Source organism: Candidatus Nitrosotalea sp. TS, assembly GCF_011319465.1.
Lineage (GTDB): Archaea > Thermoproteota > Nitrososphaeria > Nitrososphaerales > Nitrosopumilaceae > Nitrosotalea.
Genome location: NZ_RCMB01000007.1, coordinates 65,277 through 82,601, shown reverse-complemented (window position 1 = coordinate 82,601; position 17,325 = coordinate 65,277). Strand labels below are relative to the sequence as shown.

Genomic DNA, 17,325 nt, shown 5'->3' with positions numbered 1-17,325 from the left:
TTGAGGCCATATGTCACAAACTTCCTCCAGGCAGTTGTAAGTTTTGTAACAGGTTCTGGCGGTGTAGTGGGTAGAACCATTTTGGAAAGCCCTCTTGTTGATGCGGAATTGCATTTACCGGTTCAAAAGAGGTAGGAATGTCAGGCTTTAACGCATTTGTTGAAAGCATTCCAAGGCCGTTTATCTCAGAGATGGGCGGAAAGAATCCTGCCATAATTACAAAAACAGCTGATTTAGAAAAAGCAACAGACGGTGTCTTGAAGGCGGCCTTTGGTTATAGTGGTCAGAAATGCAGTGCATGCTCAAGGGTTTATGTCCAAAAGGATATTGCAAATCAATTTGTAGAAAAAGTTGGTTGCAAAGACCAAGGTGCTAAAGATGGGCAAACCGTGGGAAAAAGATGTTTTTGTCAGTCCTGTAATAAATGAGGCATCTTTGAAAAAATTCCAAAAGGCGACAGAAATTGCAAAAAAAGATGGCAAGATAGTTTGTGGCGGATCTGTCTTGTCTGACTCACACTTCAAGGATGGAAATTTTGTTGAACCTACAATTGTTGTAGGCCTTCCAAAAGATCACGAACTAGTGAAAGAAGAATTATTTGTCCCATTTCTCTGTATAGAGGAATTTGACAACTTTGATGATGCAATATCTGAAGCCAACAAAAGTAACTACGGGTTAACTGCAGGAATTTTCAGCCAAGACAAAAATGAGATTGAATCATTTTTCAATAAAATAGAAGCAGGAGTTACTTATGCAAATAGGGCAGCTAGTGCAACAACTGGAGCAATGGTTGGGGCCCAGCCTTTTGTAGGCTGGAAATATTCTGGAATCTCAGGCAAGGGTGCAGGCGGTGCTTACTATTTACTTCAATTCATGCGTGAGCAAACTCAAACACGATGTGAATGAAGAAAAGAGCTACCAAGAAGCAATATGTTTCGTTTTCTTTCCTTTAGTCGTCTTATTGAATAAGGAAGCCAATTGGTTCCATATGGTATGTACTCTGATATGGAAAAACCACTCTTGATCAAGACTGGTTTTAGCTCATCTCGTATTCCCTTTAACATTTGAAACTCAAACTTTCTCTCACTTTTCTTTGATAAATTTATGGCAAGATCAATCATCTTAGAATCATGAGTTGCTATTGCAAATTCGTTACCGCATGAAAAAAGCATCTTTGTCAGTTTTTCATAGTTTTCATCTACCTCATGTCTTGTTTTGTAGGCATTCTTTTTGCTCTCTCTATATGCTCCTTTTACCAACCGAATCTTTGCGCCGTGCTCTAATAGCATCTCCAAATCTTGCTCGGTACGCTTGAGGTTTGCCTGTATCGCCATACCAAGTCTCTCATATTTTTCAAATAAATTCAGGTAGATCTTGATTGTATTATCCGTATATTCTGAAGACTCCATATCTATCCAAACAAAGGACTGAGAGGACGTCGCTTTTTCTATTATTTTTTCAAGATTTGTCATGCAATCTTCAATAGTTTTAGACATGCCCACTTGAGTTGGCTTGATTGATATGCCTCCAGAAACCTTGGATCTACGCAAGTTTGAAACAAGTGTTAGATATTCTGATACTGTATCGCTGATCTGATCCTTTGATGTCATATGTTCGCCAAGCTTGTTGATTACGGCGTTCATTCCATTCTTGTTTGCCGCCTTGGCAGACTGAAGAGCTTCATCCATGGTATCGCCAGCAATCCATTGTTTTGCTATTCTGAAGAGGAATTTTTCTATAAGCGTGGACTCATGTGATTCCAATTCTATATCTTACTCCACCATTAACTCTGCAAATTGTATAATTCAATTTTGTGTTGTGTACCTGCAAAGCCGATAACAGATTTAACAAGGTAGCTTGCCAAAAGTATTGATTTGAAAAGGGTAGGGCTGTTGGGTTGTGGCGCAATAGGTACAGAAATAGCCATTGCTATAGATTCTGGCAAAATTGCTGCAAAACTTACACACATGTTTGATTTTTCAAAAGATTCATCACAACGTCTAGTATCGAAACTAAAAAACAAACCTGTGATAACAGAAAATGTTAGTCTGCTAGCTGCGTCTCCAGTGGATCTAATAATAGAGGCTGCTTCTCAGGATGCAGTACGAGATAATGCACTGTCCATACTTCAAAATAGAAAAGACCTGATGATAATGAGTGTGGGCGCACTATTGGACGAATCCATATTTGAGATAGTGTCAGAGGGCTGCAAGGATTTTAACAAACGAGTATTTCTTCCGTCTGGCGCAATTGCCGGACTTGATAGTATTCAGGGCAGTAAAAGACGAGCTGGAATCAATAGTACTAGTCACGACCAAAAACCCAAAAGCGCTAAAGGGGGCAAAATTTTTTGAGACTTCAAAAATAAATCCAGATGAGATAAAAGAATCAACTGTAATATACGACGGAACCGCAGAAGAGGCAGTAAGACTATTTCCTGCAAACATTAACGTTGCAGCACTTATCAGCTTGGCCGGAATTGGGAGCACAAAAACTAAAGTAAGAATAGTTGCCGACCCAAAAACTGACAAAAACACTCATGAGATAGAGGCCAGTGGAAAATTTGGAAAGTTTTCGATTAAAATTGAAAACGTTCCAAGTGAGAGCAATCCAAAAACAAGCAGGCTTGCAATTCTTTCTGCAATTGAATGCCTAAGGAAGATTTGTGACGGAGAAATCCAAATAGGAACCTGAATGGCAAATATTGCCACAATGTATTCTGCCTGACTACAAATTTGTCAATATCACGACCCTTTAAATGGAAAGATAAACCAGCTTTATTCTGAACAATGGACCTAAAATCCGAAATTCTTAAGCTAAAAGAACAAAAGGATGTGCTAATTCTTGCTCATAATTACCAATTGCCAGAAGTGCAAGATGTGGCAGATTATGTAGGTGATTCATTAGGACTTTCTCGTCAAGCTGCAAAAACTAACCATAGAACAATTCTATTTTGCGGGGTGCATTTCATGGCAGAGACTGCAGCAATTGTATGTCCTGACAAAAAGGTACTCATCCCAGACCTGTCTGCTGGATGCTCTCTTGCAGACACTATCAATGCTGATCAAGTGAAAAAGTGGAAAAGCGAACATCCCAGTGCAGTGACGGTGGGATATGTAAATACCTCAGCTGAAGTAAAAGCTGAGCTTGACTATTGCTGTACCTCGTCTAATGCTGTTAATGTAGTAAAATCGATTCCAGTTGATAAAGAAGTGCTCTTTTTGCCTGACATGTTTCTTGGTTCGTATGTAGCCAAGATGACCGATAGAAAAAACATGTACATACTGGGCAGGTGAATGTCACGTCCATGCAGGGTATCAGACCGCAAGAAGTACAAGAAAAACTAACACAATATGCAGGTGCAGAGTTTCTGGTTCACCCAGAATGTAGTTGCACTTCATCTATCATGTATGATGTAGCGTGTGGGGATTATGGTAATAGACAAGTCCAGATCTTGTCAACGGAAGGAATGATGAATCACGCAAAGAGTTCTAGCGCAAAGACATTCGTTGTCGCTACTGAAACAGGCATACTGTACAGAATGAAAAAACAAAACCCTGAAAAAGAATTCGTCCCAATGTCAGACTCGGCAGTTTGCAAGTACATGAAGATGATAACTCTTGACAAGGTCTATTTATCATTGAAGGAAGAAAAATACGAAGTCAAGGTTCCAAAAAATATTGCGCAAAGGGCACATCTAGCTATAGAACGCATGCTCGCAATCAGTTAATTTCAAGACTCAAATCTAATCCTGTGACCGAACTGGTCAATCCTCCAATAGAAATCATGTCTATGCCAGTTTTGGCGTATGATTTTACATTTGACGCATCTATTCCGCCAGAGGCTTCAATTTTTACATGTCTTCGAAGATTTAGCTCGTTTTAAGACTTGGATTATGTGTAGGATCTCTCTTGGAGGTATATTGTCAAGCATTATAATTGATGCTCCTTCTCTTGCAGCTGTTATTGCATCATCGAGGTTTTCTACTTCAACTTCAAATTTTTTATATCGTTTTTTTGCAGCGCGTACTATATCCTGTAATGACTTTGCTACTGCTAGATGATTATCTTTTATCATGACCATCTGGTCAAGAGCGACTCGGTATTTTCTGCCGCCACCTATCTCCACTGCTTCCTTGTCAAAAATACGTAGACCTGGAGCAGTTTTTCTTGTGGAATAGAGTTCTACTTTTGGATTTGCGCTTTTGATGATTCCAACCAACTTGTTTGTCTGCGTTGCAATTCCACTCATACGCGATAGCAAATTAAGTGCGGTTCTCTCACATGATAAAACAGAATATGCAGGACCTGATATGGCAATTATTCTGTCATTAGGTTTTATCTTTGTGCCGTCGTTTTTTAGAATTCTGACTCGACAGTTTCTTGAAGTAAATATCTCTTTGACATGCAATGTACCTGCAACGATGCCTGCCTGACGAGAAATTATGACTGCGGAAATTTTTTTTCTTGGAAGAAGCTTACTTGTAATGTCCCCTTTACCTATATCTTCTCTGAGAAATGTTTCTAGTGCTTTTTTTGCACGACTGTGCAATCTAGGTTACCTTGAGGGCGTATTTTCCTTTTTCAGTTATTCCTAAAGATTTTGCAATGACTGAATTTATGGGATCTACTATGAGAACAGCACCACTCCAATCTGGTGTCAAGTCTGTTGATTTACAAATTGCGCATACCTTCCCAATGGTTACAAATTTGCACTTGCGACAAGCCATTTCTCTAACCATTTCTTATCACTTGGCTTCTACGGGTTTTTTGGCCTTTTCAGCTTGTGGGGTAGGAGGTGATTTTGACTTTTTTATCTCTTCCTCAATCCATTCATCTGCACCAAGGAACGGTTGTCTGCAAGTTATGCCGACTTTCATTGCAGCGGTTTTGCCTAATGATACTGCGGTAATTCTTGCTCGAAGTGTGGTGCCAATCTTCATTGTTCTTCCACTCTGGTTAGCCAAAATCATGCCTGACTTTACGTCGCTCTTTAGATAATCATCCATTATTTGTGACAAGTGCAACAAAGCATCAGTTGCACCAATTCTCACAAATGCTCCAAAGTCTGTAATTTCAACAATCTCTCCTCTGACAATTTCTTGAAGCTTTGGATGGAATGTAAGTGCAGTAAATTCTACTCTGTGATAAGTACCTCCGTCTCCGGCAATAATTTTGCCCATTTTCTCGACTTTGGTGTCCATAATCATTATGACATAACCCAATTCTGGATTTATCATGCTCTCGTACTTTTCTCTCAAAATTGTTATGGCTGCCTTTTTCAGCGACTCGCCAAATAATTTCGGTGGAACTCTAACTACATCAGTAAGGGTTGATATAGAAAACATTCAAAAAAACTGGCAAAATCTGAATTTATGAATCTTTGGATAGCTTGTATGCTATTTTTGCCTATGTTTAAATATTGTACTAAGGAATTTTTTATTGTATGGTATCAGTTGACGAGGTTTTACAGACATTAAGCACCGTAATTGATCCTGATCTCAAAAAAGATATCGTCTCAATGGGGATGATAAAGGATCTGGAGATAAATGGCAATGATCTCAAGTTTACTTTAGAATTAACTACTCCTGCATGCCCTTTCAATGAGCAGATAGAGCAAGACGTACGTCAAGCATTATCAAAAATTCCAGGGGTATCAAAACCAGACATCAAAGTTACTGCCAAAGTTATGGAAGGCCGTGCACTCAGCATGGATGAGATGCTACCTACTGTCAAGAACATCATAGGTGTTGCAAGTGGAAAGGGCGGTGTTGGTAAGACAACTGTATCCGTAAATCTTGCATTGGCTCTTGCAAACACTGGTGCTAGAGTTGGAATTCTTGATGCGGATATTTACGGCCCAAGCGTACCGCTTATGCTTGGAATGGGAAAAGCTGCACTAGAAGTTGACAATAACAAACTACAGCCTGCAGAATCGCATGGATTGAAAGTAGTATCATTTGGATTCTTCGCTGATCAAGAACACCAGGCTGCAATATATCGTGGCCCGATAATTTCAGGAATTTTAAAACAATTTTTAGTAGATACAAACTGGAGTGATCTTGATTATCTAATTGTAGACCTCCCACCGGGAACAGGAGATATACCATTGACACTGGCTCAAACAATTCCTATTACTGGTATAGTAGTCGTGACCACTCCTCAAGAAGTCGCAAGCAATGTGGCAGTAAAGGCGTTTGGCATGTTCCAAAAACTCAACGTGCCAATTATTGGCGTGATAGAAAATATGAGCTATTTCAAATGCAATAATTGCAATACTGATCATTATATCTTTGGCAAAGATGGTGCAAAAAGAATGGGAGAAAAACACAGTCTGCCATTCTTGGGTGGAATTCCTCTAAATCCGGGCATCATGGAAAGCTCTGACAGCGGCAGGCCTGTACTTGTAACTGATCCAAATTCTCCAAATGCCCAGCATTTATGGCTGTGGCAAAGAATGTAGCAGCAAGATGTAGTGTGATTGCAAGCCAGCTAAGCGAAGAAATGGCTGCAGAAGCAACTACATAAAAATAGAATAAAACAAAGGTATCGTGTGCATCTACCCGACAGTTTGCGTGATAGTCTCAAAATACCCATGGGATTATTAATTAAAGATTCTGAGGTAACAAAAGAGAATATTTTACGAATCGTACCAAAAGGTACCTTTTTGATAACGATAGGAGATGCCACCACTGAGAAGATGATAAAATTTGGACTTGATCCCGTCATTGCAGATAGTAGATTCTATGGAAAAGAGAAACAAGCGAGATTTGCCAATGGGACACACAAAGACGGTTCTTGAGTGCGTAAACCCTGCAGCAGAGATTACCGACGAGAGCATATCTGTCATCAAAAAAGCCTTTCAGGCAGATATGCCAGTTCGAATAATTGTAAAAGGTGAAGAAGACCTGCTGGTTTTACCCGTTGTCCATACATGCTCCGGAGAATTCTGTTATCATGTATGGACAGCCAAACGAAGGACTGGTCATTGTGACTGTAACCGAAGAGATAAGAAATAAGTCAAGTAAGATTATGAATTCTATGAGTTAGCGGGGTATGATGACACGGTGGCTGTATGATTTATGATTAAGCTACACAAGTTCTGACCCTAAATAACCACTTTTTTGGTAAACTTGGAAAAATGCACAAACTCTTGCACGATATTTGACAATTCCAATTAAACTATTTCAGAACGACTCTCAAGCAATGAAACATGATTTAGACCTGAAAGTTAAGATCTTGGAGAAGGTTGGGATCTATTCCCAGAGATTTGGAATCTCAGAACCCAAAGTGTTGTTGACAACTAGAGAAGTTCTTGACATGCCAAAGGAAGTTACTCAGGGTAGAAGGACTTCGGCTTACAAATACTTGGGGGTGTCATACCTGCAACACAATCTGGTCTTTGTTAATATCAAGAAAATACCTGATGACAAGACGCTTGAAAATACCATCGTGCACGAACTAATCCATTTTCGATTTCCTTATCTTAGCCATGGAAAGCGTTTCAACAAGCTTGTAAGGCAAGGTTTGGCCGGAAAAAATTTTAAACCATATCGAAAAAGAGTGTAAAAATTCTTTTTAAAAGAACTTTAAATCATTTCATTATAACATTATATGAGAAAAGTAGAATAAATTTATATAAATACTCCAGCCGGGTTTTACTTTTAGATGACGCTCAAAGAACTGGTTCCGGTCGGTGCGTCAATCATATCCTTCATCATTGCGGCAGTACTTGCAACATGGGTATCTAAACAAAAGCCTGGAACACAACAGATGCTAGATATTTCAAATGCAGTAGGGGTAGGCGCAATGGCATTTTTGAGAAGAGAATTTAGAATTGTTATTCCGATAGCCATAGGTCTTGCTGTCCTGATCGGTGCCGCAATTGGCTCTACAAACGGCATTGCTTTTGCTGTCGGCGCTGGGCTTTCTGCCATTGCTGGACTGATCGCACTCAAAATTACAGTAAAGGCAGCAGTTCGAGCTGCAAACGCATCTGGAAAAGGACTTGGGCATACATTTGCTCTTGCATTTAGAGGTGGGGCAACAGTGGGTCTTGCCGTGCCTGCCATGGCTCTTTTGGGCATGAGTCTACTCTATTTTGCGTTTCCAAATCCTATCACAATTGCTGGAGTAGGTATAGGCGCTAGTCTGATTGCTCTGTTTATCAGGGTCGGTGGTGGAATCTTCACAAAGGCTGCCGACATGGGTGCAGACTTGGTAGGAAAAGTTGAAGCAAATATCCCAGAAGATGATCCACGAAACCCAGCAACGATTGCCGATAACGTGGGAGACAACGTGGGAGATGCGGCTGGGATGGGATCTGATATTTATGAATCATATATTGTAACAATGCTTGCATCGCTACTAATTGCAGGACTGATTGGAACTCCTCAAAACTTGTTTTATCCTATGTTAATTGGTGCTTCAGGATTATTTGCATCTATCATTGGTATTGCAACCATAACTCCAAGAAAGATGACAGATGTAAACAAGCCCCTTGCCAACGCATTTTATGTTTCTGCTGCAATAGCAATCGCACTTAATTTTGTTTTCACATATCTGTTTCTTGGTCATACTCAGATTGCGTATGCATTGTTTGGTAGTACAGTAATAGGAGTTATTCTGGTACCAATAATACAGCGAATCACAGATTACTTTACAAGCTATAGGTTCAAACCTGTCCAAGAAATTGCGGCTTCTGCAAAATGGGGATATGCATCACTTACACTGATGGGTATAATTCAAGGAATGCGCTCAACAGGGCCGTTCATGATTGCTATTGTAGTGGCCTTGGCTACCTCGTATGTGTTGGCATCATCTGCAGCACCAGATCCTACTCAAACAGTGCTTTATGGAATCTTTGGTACATCACTTACTGCTATGGCAATGCTAAGCCTTGCAGGAATTGTATTGAGCATAGACGCGTTTGGTCCTATTAGCGATAACGCAGGTGGAATTGTAGAAATGACAGGTATGGGAGAAGAAAATCGTAAAGTTACAGATGAAATTGATGCAGTGGGAAATACTACAAAAGCTGTGACTAAAGGGTTTGCAATTGCAAGTGCGGGTCTTGCGGCATTAGCCATGATTCAGGCATTTCAGTATGAAGCAGGAAAAGTCTTCCATCATACCTTTGATTACTAGTCTTTCAAATCCTGCCGTAGTTGTCGGGTTGCTCGTAGGAGGTTTATTGCCGTTCTTTATCACAAGCCAGTTGATTTCAGCAGTAGCACGGGCAGCTTCTAAAATGGTAGAAGAAGTAAGAAGACAATTCAAGGAATCTCCTGGCATTTTGACCCATGAGACAAAGCCTGACTATGCAAAATGTGTTGATGTTGCAACCGTGGCGTCATTGCGTGAGCTCTGGAAATCTGCCGCAATAACAATTGCAGCACCTATCGTTCTTGGTATAATTTTGGGTCCATCTGCAGTAGTTGGACTTTTGATGGGTGCTGTAATTACGGGGATTTTCCTGGCATTCCACCTGGCAAATACTGGTGGTGCATGGGATAATGCCAAAAAATACATGGAAATCAACAAACAAAAGGGAACTGAAGAGCACAGGATAGCAATTGTTGGAGATATAATTGGGGATCCCTACAAGGATACTGCAGGACCTGCACTAAATACCGTCATTAAATTGTTAAATACCGTAGCAATAGTTTTCGTATCTGCATTTGTTGCCATCTTTGTTTTGTAGACTAGTCTGATCTTTTATCATCCACAATCAATGTCATGTCAAGCTCGTCTATTTGAGCCTCTATTGTTTTTCTCATTGCATTGTTGTGTTCTGTACAAAACTTGAAGAATCCGTCTACTGTCTCAAAACAGCCGCATATCCACTTGGTTTGGATTTCTCCTTCTACTGTCAGTTTGTTGTATTTGCTATTGTTTGCCATGATATCAAATAGAATAGGGCGATCTAAAAAGAGTTTTCAAAAATAAGAGTTTAAAAAATTGAAAAAAGGTAGTTACGGGCAGCCTTCCATTTTTTGGATAAAGTATCCTTTCTGCTGGATCTCGTTAGCAATTGGCTGAGGTGCACCTTGTGTGTGACAGAATTGGCACTCTTCGGTTGTAACCTTTGCATCTGATTCGTTTATGCTCTTAAGCCATTCTTTTGCATACTGGATTGCCTTCTGATGATCTTTTACATTTGTAATGACATCAAAATGCATCGTATGGCCGTCCTTTGCCTCTACATATGTGTCGTATACGTGAATGTCCATGTTTTTGATTGATGAAAAAGGGATATTTATTCTAAATCCCGCGGGTTTTTATCGTAATACATAAAGTGTCAGCCGATCTTCCAAAGATCAAGAACATTATTCTGGAATTCGATAAAGTTAGTCCAGATCATTTTAGTCATTATTCCTATTCGGTCTACCGAACCATTAGGAGCGTTGACGATCTTGGGAAAACAATTGAAATTACAGGAAATTTGCGAATAATTCTACAATGGTATAAAGATCACGTTTAGGCTAGGGCAATTCTTTTACGTAACTTACGTGTATTATTTATCAGTGTGGGGCCAAAAAGCCGGATTCAAGTGTAAGGATTGTAGCGCAACCTTTGTAGATAAAGAGCATTTTGAGCGACATAAAAAGAACATACACAAGCAATAATGCTAAAGGATTGTTACATTAACTGGTACGATAGTCGATTCTAAAATATATGCTCTAAATTCGTTATTTGTGTTTGAATAGATAATCCATGGGACTGGATTTACTTCCATGTATTGACGGTCAGTGGATGAGGGATAAGCTACCGAGTTTGGGTGAGAGTGAAAAATTGCTATGACTTCTAAATTTTTCTCCTCAGATTCTTTGTATGCTTTAATGAGATCCTCGTTTGATATGGTGAAATTAACAGGTGTTGGTTCTGTATTTTTTGTTAGAAATACATCTGTTGTTGAAAATTGTCCATTGTTATTCTTTCCAAAAAGTATGGCACAAGATTCATTGGGCTCGTTTTGCTTTGCATGTCGTATTAGTGTGTCAACGTGATTTTTAGAAAGTGTTATCTCTTTTTGTAATGTCATCCTACTATAACTTTTCCAGTCATCCATGGATGAACTGTGCAGAAATATGACGTTGTACCTGCTGTTGTAAACGCATGTTTGAATGTGTTTCCAGGCTTGATCAGGTTAGAATCAAATGTCCCTGAGGGTCCTGCACTTGGATCACCGCTTGTGACTGTATGTGATGCAGAATCTTGGTTGGTCCAAATTACAGTTGTTCCAACTTTAACAGAAAGGCTGGCTGGATCAAAATATTTTTGTCCCGCGCTCTGCGTGGATGCTCCTTTTGAGATTGTAACATTTGCAAAAAGTGGCTGAGTTATTATTATCTTGCCTGTCATAAATGGATGCACTGTGCACATGTAGTCATATTCAGTTCCGTTTAATTTTGATGTGTCAAGTGAATATGTCTTGCCTGCTGAAATCAAATTTGAATCAAATATTGCACCATCTGGGGCATTTGTAACAGTATGAGGTACTGTATCGTTATTGGTCCACTTTATTATGTCGCCTTTTGGAACTGTGACAGTATTAGGTGTAAAGTTTGGATTTCCTTTAATGGATGCGTTGACTGGAATGCTAACTGTAATTACTGGAGCTGTTGGCAAAGTCTGAGCGGCTGTTTGTGTTGCATTGGTTTCATTTAGTGGATGCAGAGAGAATTGTGCACCAGGTCCCATGAATCCAAACGCGGTAAATGATCCAATTCCAACTGCCATGGCAGCCACAAATATTACTGCTATTGGTTTGAAATATTTCTGAGCTTTCATAGATGAAAATGCTATGACAACAGTTGGTATGATTATGATAATTAAAAGTCCTACAAATCTGGGCAATGATGTTATGACAGTATTGAGACTAATTGCATAACCTGCGACAGAACCTGCAATTCCAAATATCACAAGAGTTGTTGCTTTGGCTCTTGGGCTAGTTGAAACACCGCCACTTAGAATTCCTGCAGCCAAGAACACCATGCCTATGAGCATGGTCAAACCTGAAAGCGCCTGCATTCCTGTAAGAAACGTATTGGCAATTCCCAAGTAGGTTAAAATGACTCCTCCAAGACCTATGGAGGTCAAACCCATACCAGGCATCATTAGATCCCAGTCGCTCATCTGTGGTAGTTCGATTAAGTGAGGTACTTAATTCTTTTGACCTCTCGTGACAAACTTCGAAGAAATTAAATTCCCAGCAGACTCGCTAAGACTAGTGGGATTAAAAGAAATACTGGAGATATCAAAACCACGTATAGTAGTTTTACTTGTAATTACCGCCGTAACATCGATGTACGCAGCAAGCAAATTGATAGGTCCACAACTCAACTATGTCAGTTTATTGCACATAATCATTGCCGGATCGCTTTCTTCAGCCGGATCAAGTGCTCTCAACCACTATTATGATCGAGACATCGATCTATTGATGAAAAGAACCAGTAATAGACCAATCCCGTCAGGAAGGATGTCTGCAAGAAATGTTCTGATATATGGTCTAATTGTAAGTGCGGTCTCTGTAATTTATGCATGGTTTACACTAAATCCGGTTTCTACATTTTTCATCGCATTAGGAGTCTTCTTCTATGTGATAGTCTACACTGTCTGGCTCAAGCGTGCCAATTCGTCCAACATTGTAATTGGAGGTTTTGCTGGAAGCTGTGCTGCTATGGCAGGATGGGCAGCTGCTACTGGCTCAATGGACATATTGGGCGCACTTGTAGGTGTTCTTGTCTTTGCGTGGACTCCTTCTCACTTTTGGTGTCTTGCAATGAAGATAAGAGATGATTATGCGGAAGCACATGTTCCAATGTTGCCTGTATTGATTGGAATGCAAAAGACATCCAAGTACATACTTGTCAACACCGCGATACTACTTCCATATTCATTGGCACTTGTAGCGTTTGGATTGGGCTATGTCTATCTTGCAATTGCCGCAGTATCAGGTGGCCTAATGCTGGTATATCATTACAAGCTGACAAAGACTCCGACTTCGGACTTTGCATGGAAGGCCTACAAGGTGACTGCTCCATACCTTACAATAATATTTGTAGGAATTGCACTTGATGCAGCATTCCATTTTCCTGTGATAAAATAAATTATTCTTGAACGTCTTGCTCTTGTTCGACACCAGGAAACCCTGCTTCGTATTCTTTTTCTAGGCTTTCCCTGTTTTGCTTTTCTATGTCATCTTCGTTTTCTTCTTTTTCGTAAATCTCAACTCTTCTCTCGTCTTTTGTTAGCCAAGTAACCTTGATGAGGCCATAGATTTCAAGATTCAGCAGTGTTTTGTTGAATTCGTCTTCAGGAATAGAAATTCCTGCTTTTATCAATGCCTTTGAGAGCTCAGAGTCTGTCATAGAGCCTGCATTTTTTACTATTTCATATACTGAATTTCTAAGAGGAATAGTTGCCATATCTAACCATAAAACGCCTTGTCAATTGGCTTGGGTAATGCGTACGATATATTGTCTTTGATTGATGTGTACCAATCTTCAACGCCTTTGGTAATGGATGGTTTGATGACTTTTAATGCAGCTGCAAAGTCTCCGCTACTGATTTTTGGCGTATTGTTTCTCATTGCCTGCACTGCTGCCTCTCTGCATACTGCTACCAAGTCGGCACCTGTGTATCCCTTTGTTGAAAGTGCAATCTCCTTCAAATCGACATCCCCTGATAGAGGCATCTGTCGTGTGAGTGTTTTGATTATCTCAAATCTTCCCTTTTCTTCAGCTGGTGGAATGAAGAGTATCAAGTCTAAGCGACCAGGTCTTAACAACGAAGGATCTATCAGATCAGGCCTGTTGGAAATTCCGACAACTATGACTCTTGCAGCTCCACCGTCTTCCATCTCTGTGAGTAGCTGACTGAGCAATCTTTCTCCTACTCCTCCCCCTCTTCGAGCGATTTTGATCTTGCTAAAGAGTCAAGTTCGTCAAAAATTATAATGCACGGTGATGATGCTTTTGCTTTTCTGAAAATCTCTCTTATTGCCTTTTCAGATTCGCCTACCCATTTTGACAATATTTCTGCTCCTCTTACCAATATCATGTTGCCCCCACTCTCTGTTGCAAGTGCTCTTGCAAGCATTGTCTTTCCGCATCCTGGTGGACCATAAAGCAAAGCGCCTTTTGGAGGCTTGATTCCCATCTTCTGGAATTTTGCCGGTTCTTTTATGGCAGTAATCAAATTATCATTTAGTGTTCTTTTTGCGTCATCTAGTCCTCCGACATCTTTCCACCATACTTTTGGACTTTCAACGTAAAACTCCCTCATTGCAGTTGGGACAATTTCATGTGTTGCATCGTAAAAGTCCTGAAGGCGTATGGTCATCTTCTGTAGTATTGCAGGAGATATTTTTTCAGTCTCCATCTCGATCTCGGGCAAAAATGCTCTAAGAGCTTTCATTGCAGCCTCTCTGCAAAGTGACTTGATATCAGCACCTGTATATCCATGGAGCTCTGCTGCAAGAACCTTCAAGTCAACATCTTCTGCAATAGGCATTCCTCTTGTGTGAATATGTAAAATCTCTAATCTACCGTCTGCGTTTGGCACTGAAATTTCTATCTCTCTGTCAAATCTACCAGGTCTTCTCAACGCAGGGTCTACACTTTCTGGTCTGTTTGTTGCACCAAGTACGATTACATTGCCTCTATCTGTGAGGCCGTCCATGAGCGCCAGTAACTGAGCTACTACTCTTTTTTCAACATCGCCGTAAGCTTCTTCTCTTTTTGGAGCAATAGCGTCAATTTCATCAATGAATACCACACTTGGAGCATTGTCTTTTGCTTCCTTGAAAATATCTCTAAGTCTTGCCTCTGTCTCTCCATAATACTTGTTCATTATCTCAGGACCATTTATGGAATAAAAGTTGGCTTCTGATTCACTTGCAAGTACTTTTGCAATCAATGTCTTTCCACATCCCGGTGGTCCATACAAAAGAATTCCACTATGTGGTTCTATGTTTAATCTGCTGAAAACTTCGGGATGTTTTAGGGGAAGTTCTACAATTTCGCGCATTCTGTCTATCTGTGCTCTGAGTCCGCCTATCTCCTCGTATGTGACACGCGCCTTTTTGTCAACTGAAGTATCAGTCAAAATGGTAAGTGCTGTACCGCGGTCTATCTTGGCAACGCTTTTTGGTGAAATTTTATGTATCTTAAAGTCCATGGAATTTCCAAGAATCATTACTGATATTTCATCTCCTTCGGAAAGAGGCAAACCCTTTAGTCTGTTTTTGACAAAATCTGTAAATTCCTTATCTACTGTAACATTTCCATTAACTGGCATCAAGACAACGCTTTTTGCTGGTTTTGCAATGACTTTTCTAACATTGACTAGATCGTTTATCCCACGCCGACATTCTTTCTTGTCTGGCCATCTATTCTGACCATGTCAGGAGCTTTGTTGTCATCATCGGCTGGCCATACTATTGCACAGCTAGATTTTTTCCCTATGATCTCTATCATATCTCCAGGTTCAACTTTTAAAAATTCCATGGCTTCTGGTTCTATTCTAGGCTCGTCTTTTGCCTACGTCCCTTTTGCTTTTGCTTCTCCAACGCGCATCTGGAGCAGTTCATCTTTTTTTACCAAAAAGACACCTCCATTACTTGGCGTCTACAGAAGCTCGACTTACTCCGAGTACCTCGAACTCTCCTACGCCTTCAATTGAACGTACACTGTTTTCAAGTGAGTCCATTTGTCCTTCCTTGTCATCTAAGGCGAATTCGGCATTAATAAAGTAGAGACCAAAAGCAAGTGGCTCTTTTGTATATTTTAAAAGCGCTATGCCGTCCTTTAGAGTTGTACTGATGTTTTTAGCAACACCGTCTAGATCTATTTCAGTACCTGTTGGTAAAATCTTTGCTCGTAAAACTAGTCGAGGCATATTCTTTATGGTCCTTCAAAGTGGCATGATTTACACTTGTAAACTTTAGCCGACTCTCTGCAACTTTCACAGCGCCAAAGCAATTCAGAGCCGCAGTTAGGGCAGTTGAATTTTACACATTTATCATTAGGCATTATTGGTCTATGGCACGAACTGCATACTGGTAAAGTAATAGACGACGACATATTGGAAACTGACTTTTTACCGAATTTATATCTTCCTTATGAGCAAATGCACATTTAGCTCAATAATCGTCTCAATTCATTTCCTAAAATTGCCTGAATAGCTTTTACAGAACCTTTTACTCCTAAAAGTTTTGCAACAGATACTGTGTGGAAATCAAAGCTTCCCTCTTTTGAAATCTCTTCTAACACTTGAGGAGTTATTGATTCGAAAAGACCATTGATCGATTTGTTGTCAAGTCTTTCAAGAAGAGATCTGGCAAGAAGCATCTGCTCAAACTCTTTTCCAAATTTCTCCGACCATTCTTTTTGATATTTTTGCAACTCTTCTTTTTTTCCAGATTCTAAAAATTTGGATATTGCGTTTCCCGCCAATATGCCGCCAAGCCCTGAAGAATAAATTCCGCCAGCAGTGGTGGGCTTGGCCTGTCCTGCAGCATCTCCTACTGTTACTATGTTTCTTGTTACAAATTCCTTGATTGGCCCCTTTACCCATATGGGCGCAAATATTTTTCTTACAGTGGAATAGTTGCCTTTTTGCTTCAAAAAGTCTTCTAGCACCAAAGCTGGATTGATTCCTTTTCCGGCAACTCCTACTTTTGCTTCGTCGCGTCTGGTTGGTATTATCCACGCAAAAAATCCAGGGTATTTTTCTTGATCAAGATATACTTCGACTTGTTCCTTGTCAATCCAGTCTGCATATACTTCGTATTGTGCAGATTGCAGTGTTCCTGTACGGTCCTTGTGAATTAAAGAGGAGACTCCCCTTGCATCAACTATTATCTTGCACTTGATGTCTCCGTCGCTTGTCTTGACGCCGTCTTTGGTTATTTCTCTAAGTGATGACCTTACTCGTATCTCTGCACCGTTGACTTTGGCCTGATGTGCAATTTGCTTATCAAATTCTCTCCTATCAAGTACTATGACCTGTTGCGGTCTTGCATCTAGTGTAAAGCTCTTTCCTGATGGCGCTATCATGCGAGCAGTTCTTACCTTGTTGTCAAGTGTAGCTCTCATTGGGATGATTCCAAGATCATCCATGGCTGATATGACTTACAAGTCCCCCGCAATGTTCTGGTGTGACCAATCTCATAGTCTTCTTCTATGACAAGGACTTTGTGGCCTTGTAATGCAATTTCTCTTGCACACAAAAGTCCTGCCACGCTTCCACCTGCAACAACTACGTCGTAATCCACACCTTGTTACTTTTCATCATTTATTTATATCAAACATCGTGTCAG

At 40.2% G+C, this 17,325-nt stretch carries 21 protein-coding genes and 6 pseudogenes; 11 read left to right on the top strand and 16 right to left on the bottom strand.

Annotated elements, in window-relative coordinates; all coding sequences use genetic code 11:
* Nucleotides 1-13 precede the first annotated feature (13 nt).
* Nucleotides 14-214, bottom strand: a complete 201-nt coding sequence (locus tag DYY67_RS10560; protein ID WP_255492740.1) for a hypothetical protein — start codon at nt 212-214, stop codon at nt 14-16.
* Between DYY67_RS10560 and DYY67_RS10555 the strand changes: the two genes are divergently transcribed.
* A complete protein-coding gene (locus tag DYY67_RS10555; RefSeq protein WP_255492705.1) occupies nt 138-428 on the top strand; it encodes an aldehyde dehydrogenase family protein in 291 nt (96 codons plus the stop codon). The genes DYY67_RS10560 and DYY67_RS10555 overlap by 77 nt on opposite strands.
* Nucleotides 352-906, top strand: a complete 555-nt coding sequence (locus tag DYY67_RS10550; RefSeq protein WP_255492704.1) for an aldehyde dehydrogenase family protein — start codon at nt 352-354, stop codon at nt 904-906. The genes DYY67_RS10555 and DYY67_RS10550 overlap by 77 nt, the downstream gene beginning before the upstream one ends.
* Here DYY67_RS10550 and DYY67_RS02970 read toward each other — a convergent pair.
* On the bottom strand, nt 888-1,763 hold the full coding sequence (locus DYY67_RS02970) for a proline dehydrogenase family protein (protein ID WP_255492703.1): 876 nt from the start codon (nt 1,761-1,763) through the stop codon (nt 888-890). The two genes, DYY67_RS10550 and DYY67_RS02970, sit on opposite strands and share 19 nt — an antisense overlap.
* 111 nt (nt 1,764-1,874) lie before the next feature.
* Between DYY67_RS02970 and DYY67_RS02965 the strand changes: the two are divergent.
* Together DYY67_RS02965 and nadA are read left to right on the top strand one after the other, a co-directional pair.
* Nucleotides 1,875-2,694: pseudogene (locus tag DYY67_RS02965) on the top strand (aspartate dehydrogenase).
* A gap of 95 nt (nt 2,695-2,789) precedes the next feature.
* Nucleotides 2,790-3,730, top strand: a pseudogene (gene nadA / locus DYY67_RS02960) (quinolinate synthase NadA).
* Here nadA and DYY67_RS11465 read toward each other — a convergent pair.
* Genes DYY67_RS11465 through DYY67_RS02945 form a run of 4 tightly spaced genes read right to left on the bottom strand, consistent with a single transcriptional unit; the run spans nt 3,723 to nt 5,347 of the window.
* The gene (locus tag DYY67_RS11465; RefSeq protein ID WP_320415952.1) at nt 3,723-3,833 is read right to left on the bottom strand and encodes a hypothetical protein; all 111 of its coding nucleotides are present in this window, start codon (nt 3,831-3,833) and stop codon (nt 3,723-3,725) included. The pseudogene nadA and the gene DYY67_RS11465 sit on opposite strands and share 8 nt — an antisense overlap.
* 13 nt (nt 3,834-3,846) lie before the next feature.
* Nucleotides 3,847-4,551, bottom strand: coding sequence for a carboxylating nicotinate-nucleotide diphosphorylase (gene nadC / locus DYY67_RS02955; protein ID WP_320415940.1), 705 nt, complete (start codon nt 4,549-4,551; stop codon nt 3,847-3,849).
* Nucleotide 4,552: 1 nt separating this feature from the next.
* Nucleotides 4,553-4,741 (bottom strand): transcription elongation factor subunit Spt4, encoded by a 189-nt coding sequence (gene spt4 / locus DYY67_RS02950; protein WP_166390615.1) that lies wholly within the window; start codon nt 4,739-4,741, stop codon nt 4,553-4,555.
* Between the two features lie 6 nt (nt 4,742-4,747).
* On the bottom strand, nt 4,748-5,347 hold the full coding sequence (locus tag DYY67_RS02945) for a DNA-directed RNA polymerase (protein WP_166390613.1): 600 nt from the start codon (nt 5,345-5,347) through the stop codon (nt 4,748-4,750).
* A gap of 98 nt (nt 5,348-5,445) precedes the next feature.
* Here DYY67_RS02945 and DYY67_RS02940 point away from each other — a divergent pair.
* The 6 genes and pseudogenes from DYY67_RS02940 (at nt 5,446) to DYY67_RS02925 (ending at nt 9,702) form a co-directional block, all read left to right on the top strand.
* A pseudogene (locus DYY67_RS02940) lies at nt 5,446-6,527 on the top strand (Mrp/NBP35 family ATP-binding protein).
* Nucleotides 6,528-6,594: 67 nt separating this feature from the next.
* Nucleotides 6,595-6,801: a hypothetical protein gene (locus tag DYY67_RS10545; protein ID WP_255492702.1), complete on the top strand. Its 207-nt coding sequence runs from the start codon at nt 6,595-6,597 to the stop codon at nt 6,799-6,801.
* A pseudogene (locus tag DYY67_RS11870) lies at nt 6,746-6,877 on the top strand (DUF359 domain-containing protein); the annotation flags it as partial. The gene DYY67_RS10545 and the pseudogene DYY67_RS11870, both read left to right, overlap by 56 nt.
* Before the next feature lie 79 nt (nt 6,878-6,956).
* Nucleotides 6,957-7,049 (top strand): DUF359 domain-containing protein, encoded by a 93-nt coding sequence (locus tag DYY67_RS11865; protein ID WP_445082569.1) that lies wholly within the window; start codon nt 6,957-6,959, stop codon nt 7,047-7,049.
* 156 nt (nt 7,050-7,205) lie between these two features.
* Nucleotides 7,206-7,568, top strand: a complete 363-nt coding sequence (locus tag DYY67_RS02930; RefSeq protein WP_166390934.1) for a M48 family metallopeptidase — start codon at nt 7,206-7,208, stop codon at nt 7,566-7,568.
* A gap of 99 nt (nt 7,569-7,667) precedes the next feature.
* Nucleotides 7,668-9,702 (top strand): annotated as a pseudogene (locus tag DYY67_RS02925) (sodium-translocating pyrophosphatase).
* Nucleotide 9,703: 1 nt separating this feature from the next.
* Here DYY67_RS02925 and DYY67_RS02920 read toward each other — a convergent pair.
* The 4 genes from DYY67_RS02920 to DYY67_RS02905 all read right to left on the bottom strand — a co-directional run bounded on the left by DYY67_RS02920 (nt 9,704) and on the right by DYY67_RS02905 (nt 12,137).
* Nucleotides 9,704-9,901, bottom strand: coding sequence for a hypothetical protein (locus DYY67_RS02920; RefSeq protein ID WP_166390611.1), 198 nt, complete (start codon nt 9,899-9,901; stop codon nt 9,704-9,706).
* A gap of 72 nt (nt 9,902-9,973) precedes the next feature.
* A complete protein-coding gene (locus DYY67_RS02915; RefSeq protein WP_166390609.1) occupies nt 9,974-10,231 on the bottom strand; it encodes a DUF2024 family protein in 258 nt (85 codons plus the stop codon).
* Nucleotides 10,232-10,629: 398 nt separating this feature from the next.
* The gene (locus DYY67_RS02910; protein WP_166390607.1) at nt 10,630-11,043 is read right to left on the bottom strand and encodes a Mov34/MPN/PAD-1 family protein; all 414 of its coding nucleotides are present in this window, start codon (nt 11,041-11,043) and stop codon (nt 10,630-10,632) included.
* Entirely contained in the window at nt 11,040-12,137 is a 1,098-nt protein-coding gene (locus tag DYY67_RS02905; RefSeq protein ID WP_255492697.1) for a cupredoxin domain-containing protein, read from the bottom strand. The genes DYY67_RS02910 and DYY67_RS02905 overlap by 4 nt, the downstream gene beginning before the upstream one ends.
* Nucleotides 12,138-12,231: 94 nt before the next feature.
* On the opposite strand from DYY67_RS02905, the gene cyoE reads away from it, so the two are divergent.
* Complete coding sequence (gene cyoE / locus DYY67_RS02900; protein ID WP_166390930.1) at nt 12,232-13,110, top strand: heme o synthase; 879 nt, start codon at nt 12,232-12,234, stop codon at nt 13,108-13,110.
* Nucleotide 13,111: 1 nt separating this feature from the next.
* Here the strand turns inward: cyoE and DYY67_RS02895 are convergent, their stop codons facing one another.
* From DYY67_RS02895 to DYY67_RS11460, 6 genes and pseudogenes are all read right to left on the bottom strand, one after another.
* On the bottom strand, nt 13,112-13,429 hold the full coding sequence (locus DYY67_RS02895) for a hypothetical protein (RefSeq protein ID WP_166390605.1): 318 nt from the start codon (nt 13,427-13,429) through the stop codon (nt 13,112-13,114).
* A gap of 2 nt (nt 13,430-13,431) precedes the next feature.
* Nucleotides 13,432-15,607: pseudogene (locus DYY67_RS02890) on the bottom strand (CDC48 family AAA ATPase).
* Nucleotides 15,608-15,620: 13 nt separating this feature from the next.
* Nucleotides 15,621-15,902, bottom strand: coding sequence for an elongation factor 1-beta (locus DYY67_RS02885; RefSeq protein WP_166390603.1), 282 nt, complete (start codon nt 15,900-15,902; stop codon nt 15,621-15,623).
* 5 nt (nt 15,903-15,907) lie between these two features.
* Nucleotides 15,908-16,087 (bottom strand): zinc finger domain-containing protein, encoded by a 180-nt coding sequence (locus DYY67_RS02880; RefSeq protein WP_166390601.1) that lies wholly within the window; start codon nt 16,085-16,087, stop codon nt 15,908-15,910.
* Between the two features lie 54 nt (nt 16,088-16,141).
* A complete protein-coding gene (locus DYY67_RS02875; RefSeq protein ID WP_320415939.1) occupies nt 16,142-17,125 on the bottom strand; it encodes an NAD(P)/FAD-dependent oxidoreductase in 984 nt (327 codons plus the stop codon).
* A complete protein-coding gene (locus DYY67_RS11460; protein ID WP_320415938.1) occupies nt 17,098-17,280 on the bottom strand; it encodes an FAD-dependent oxidoreductase in 183 nt (60 codons plus the stop codon). Before DYY67_RS11460 ends, DYY67_RS02875 begins: the two co-directional genes overlap by 28 nt.
* Nucleotides 17,281-17,325 lie beyond the last annotated feature (45 nt).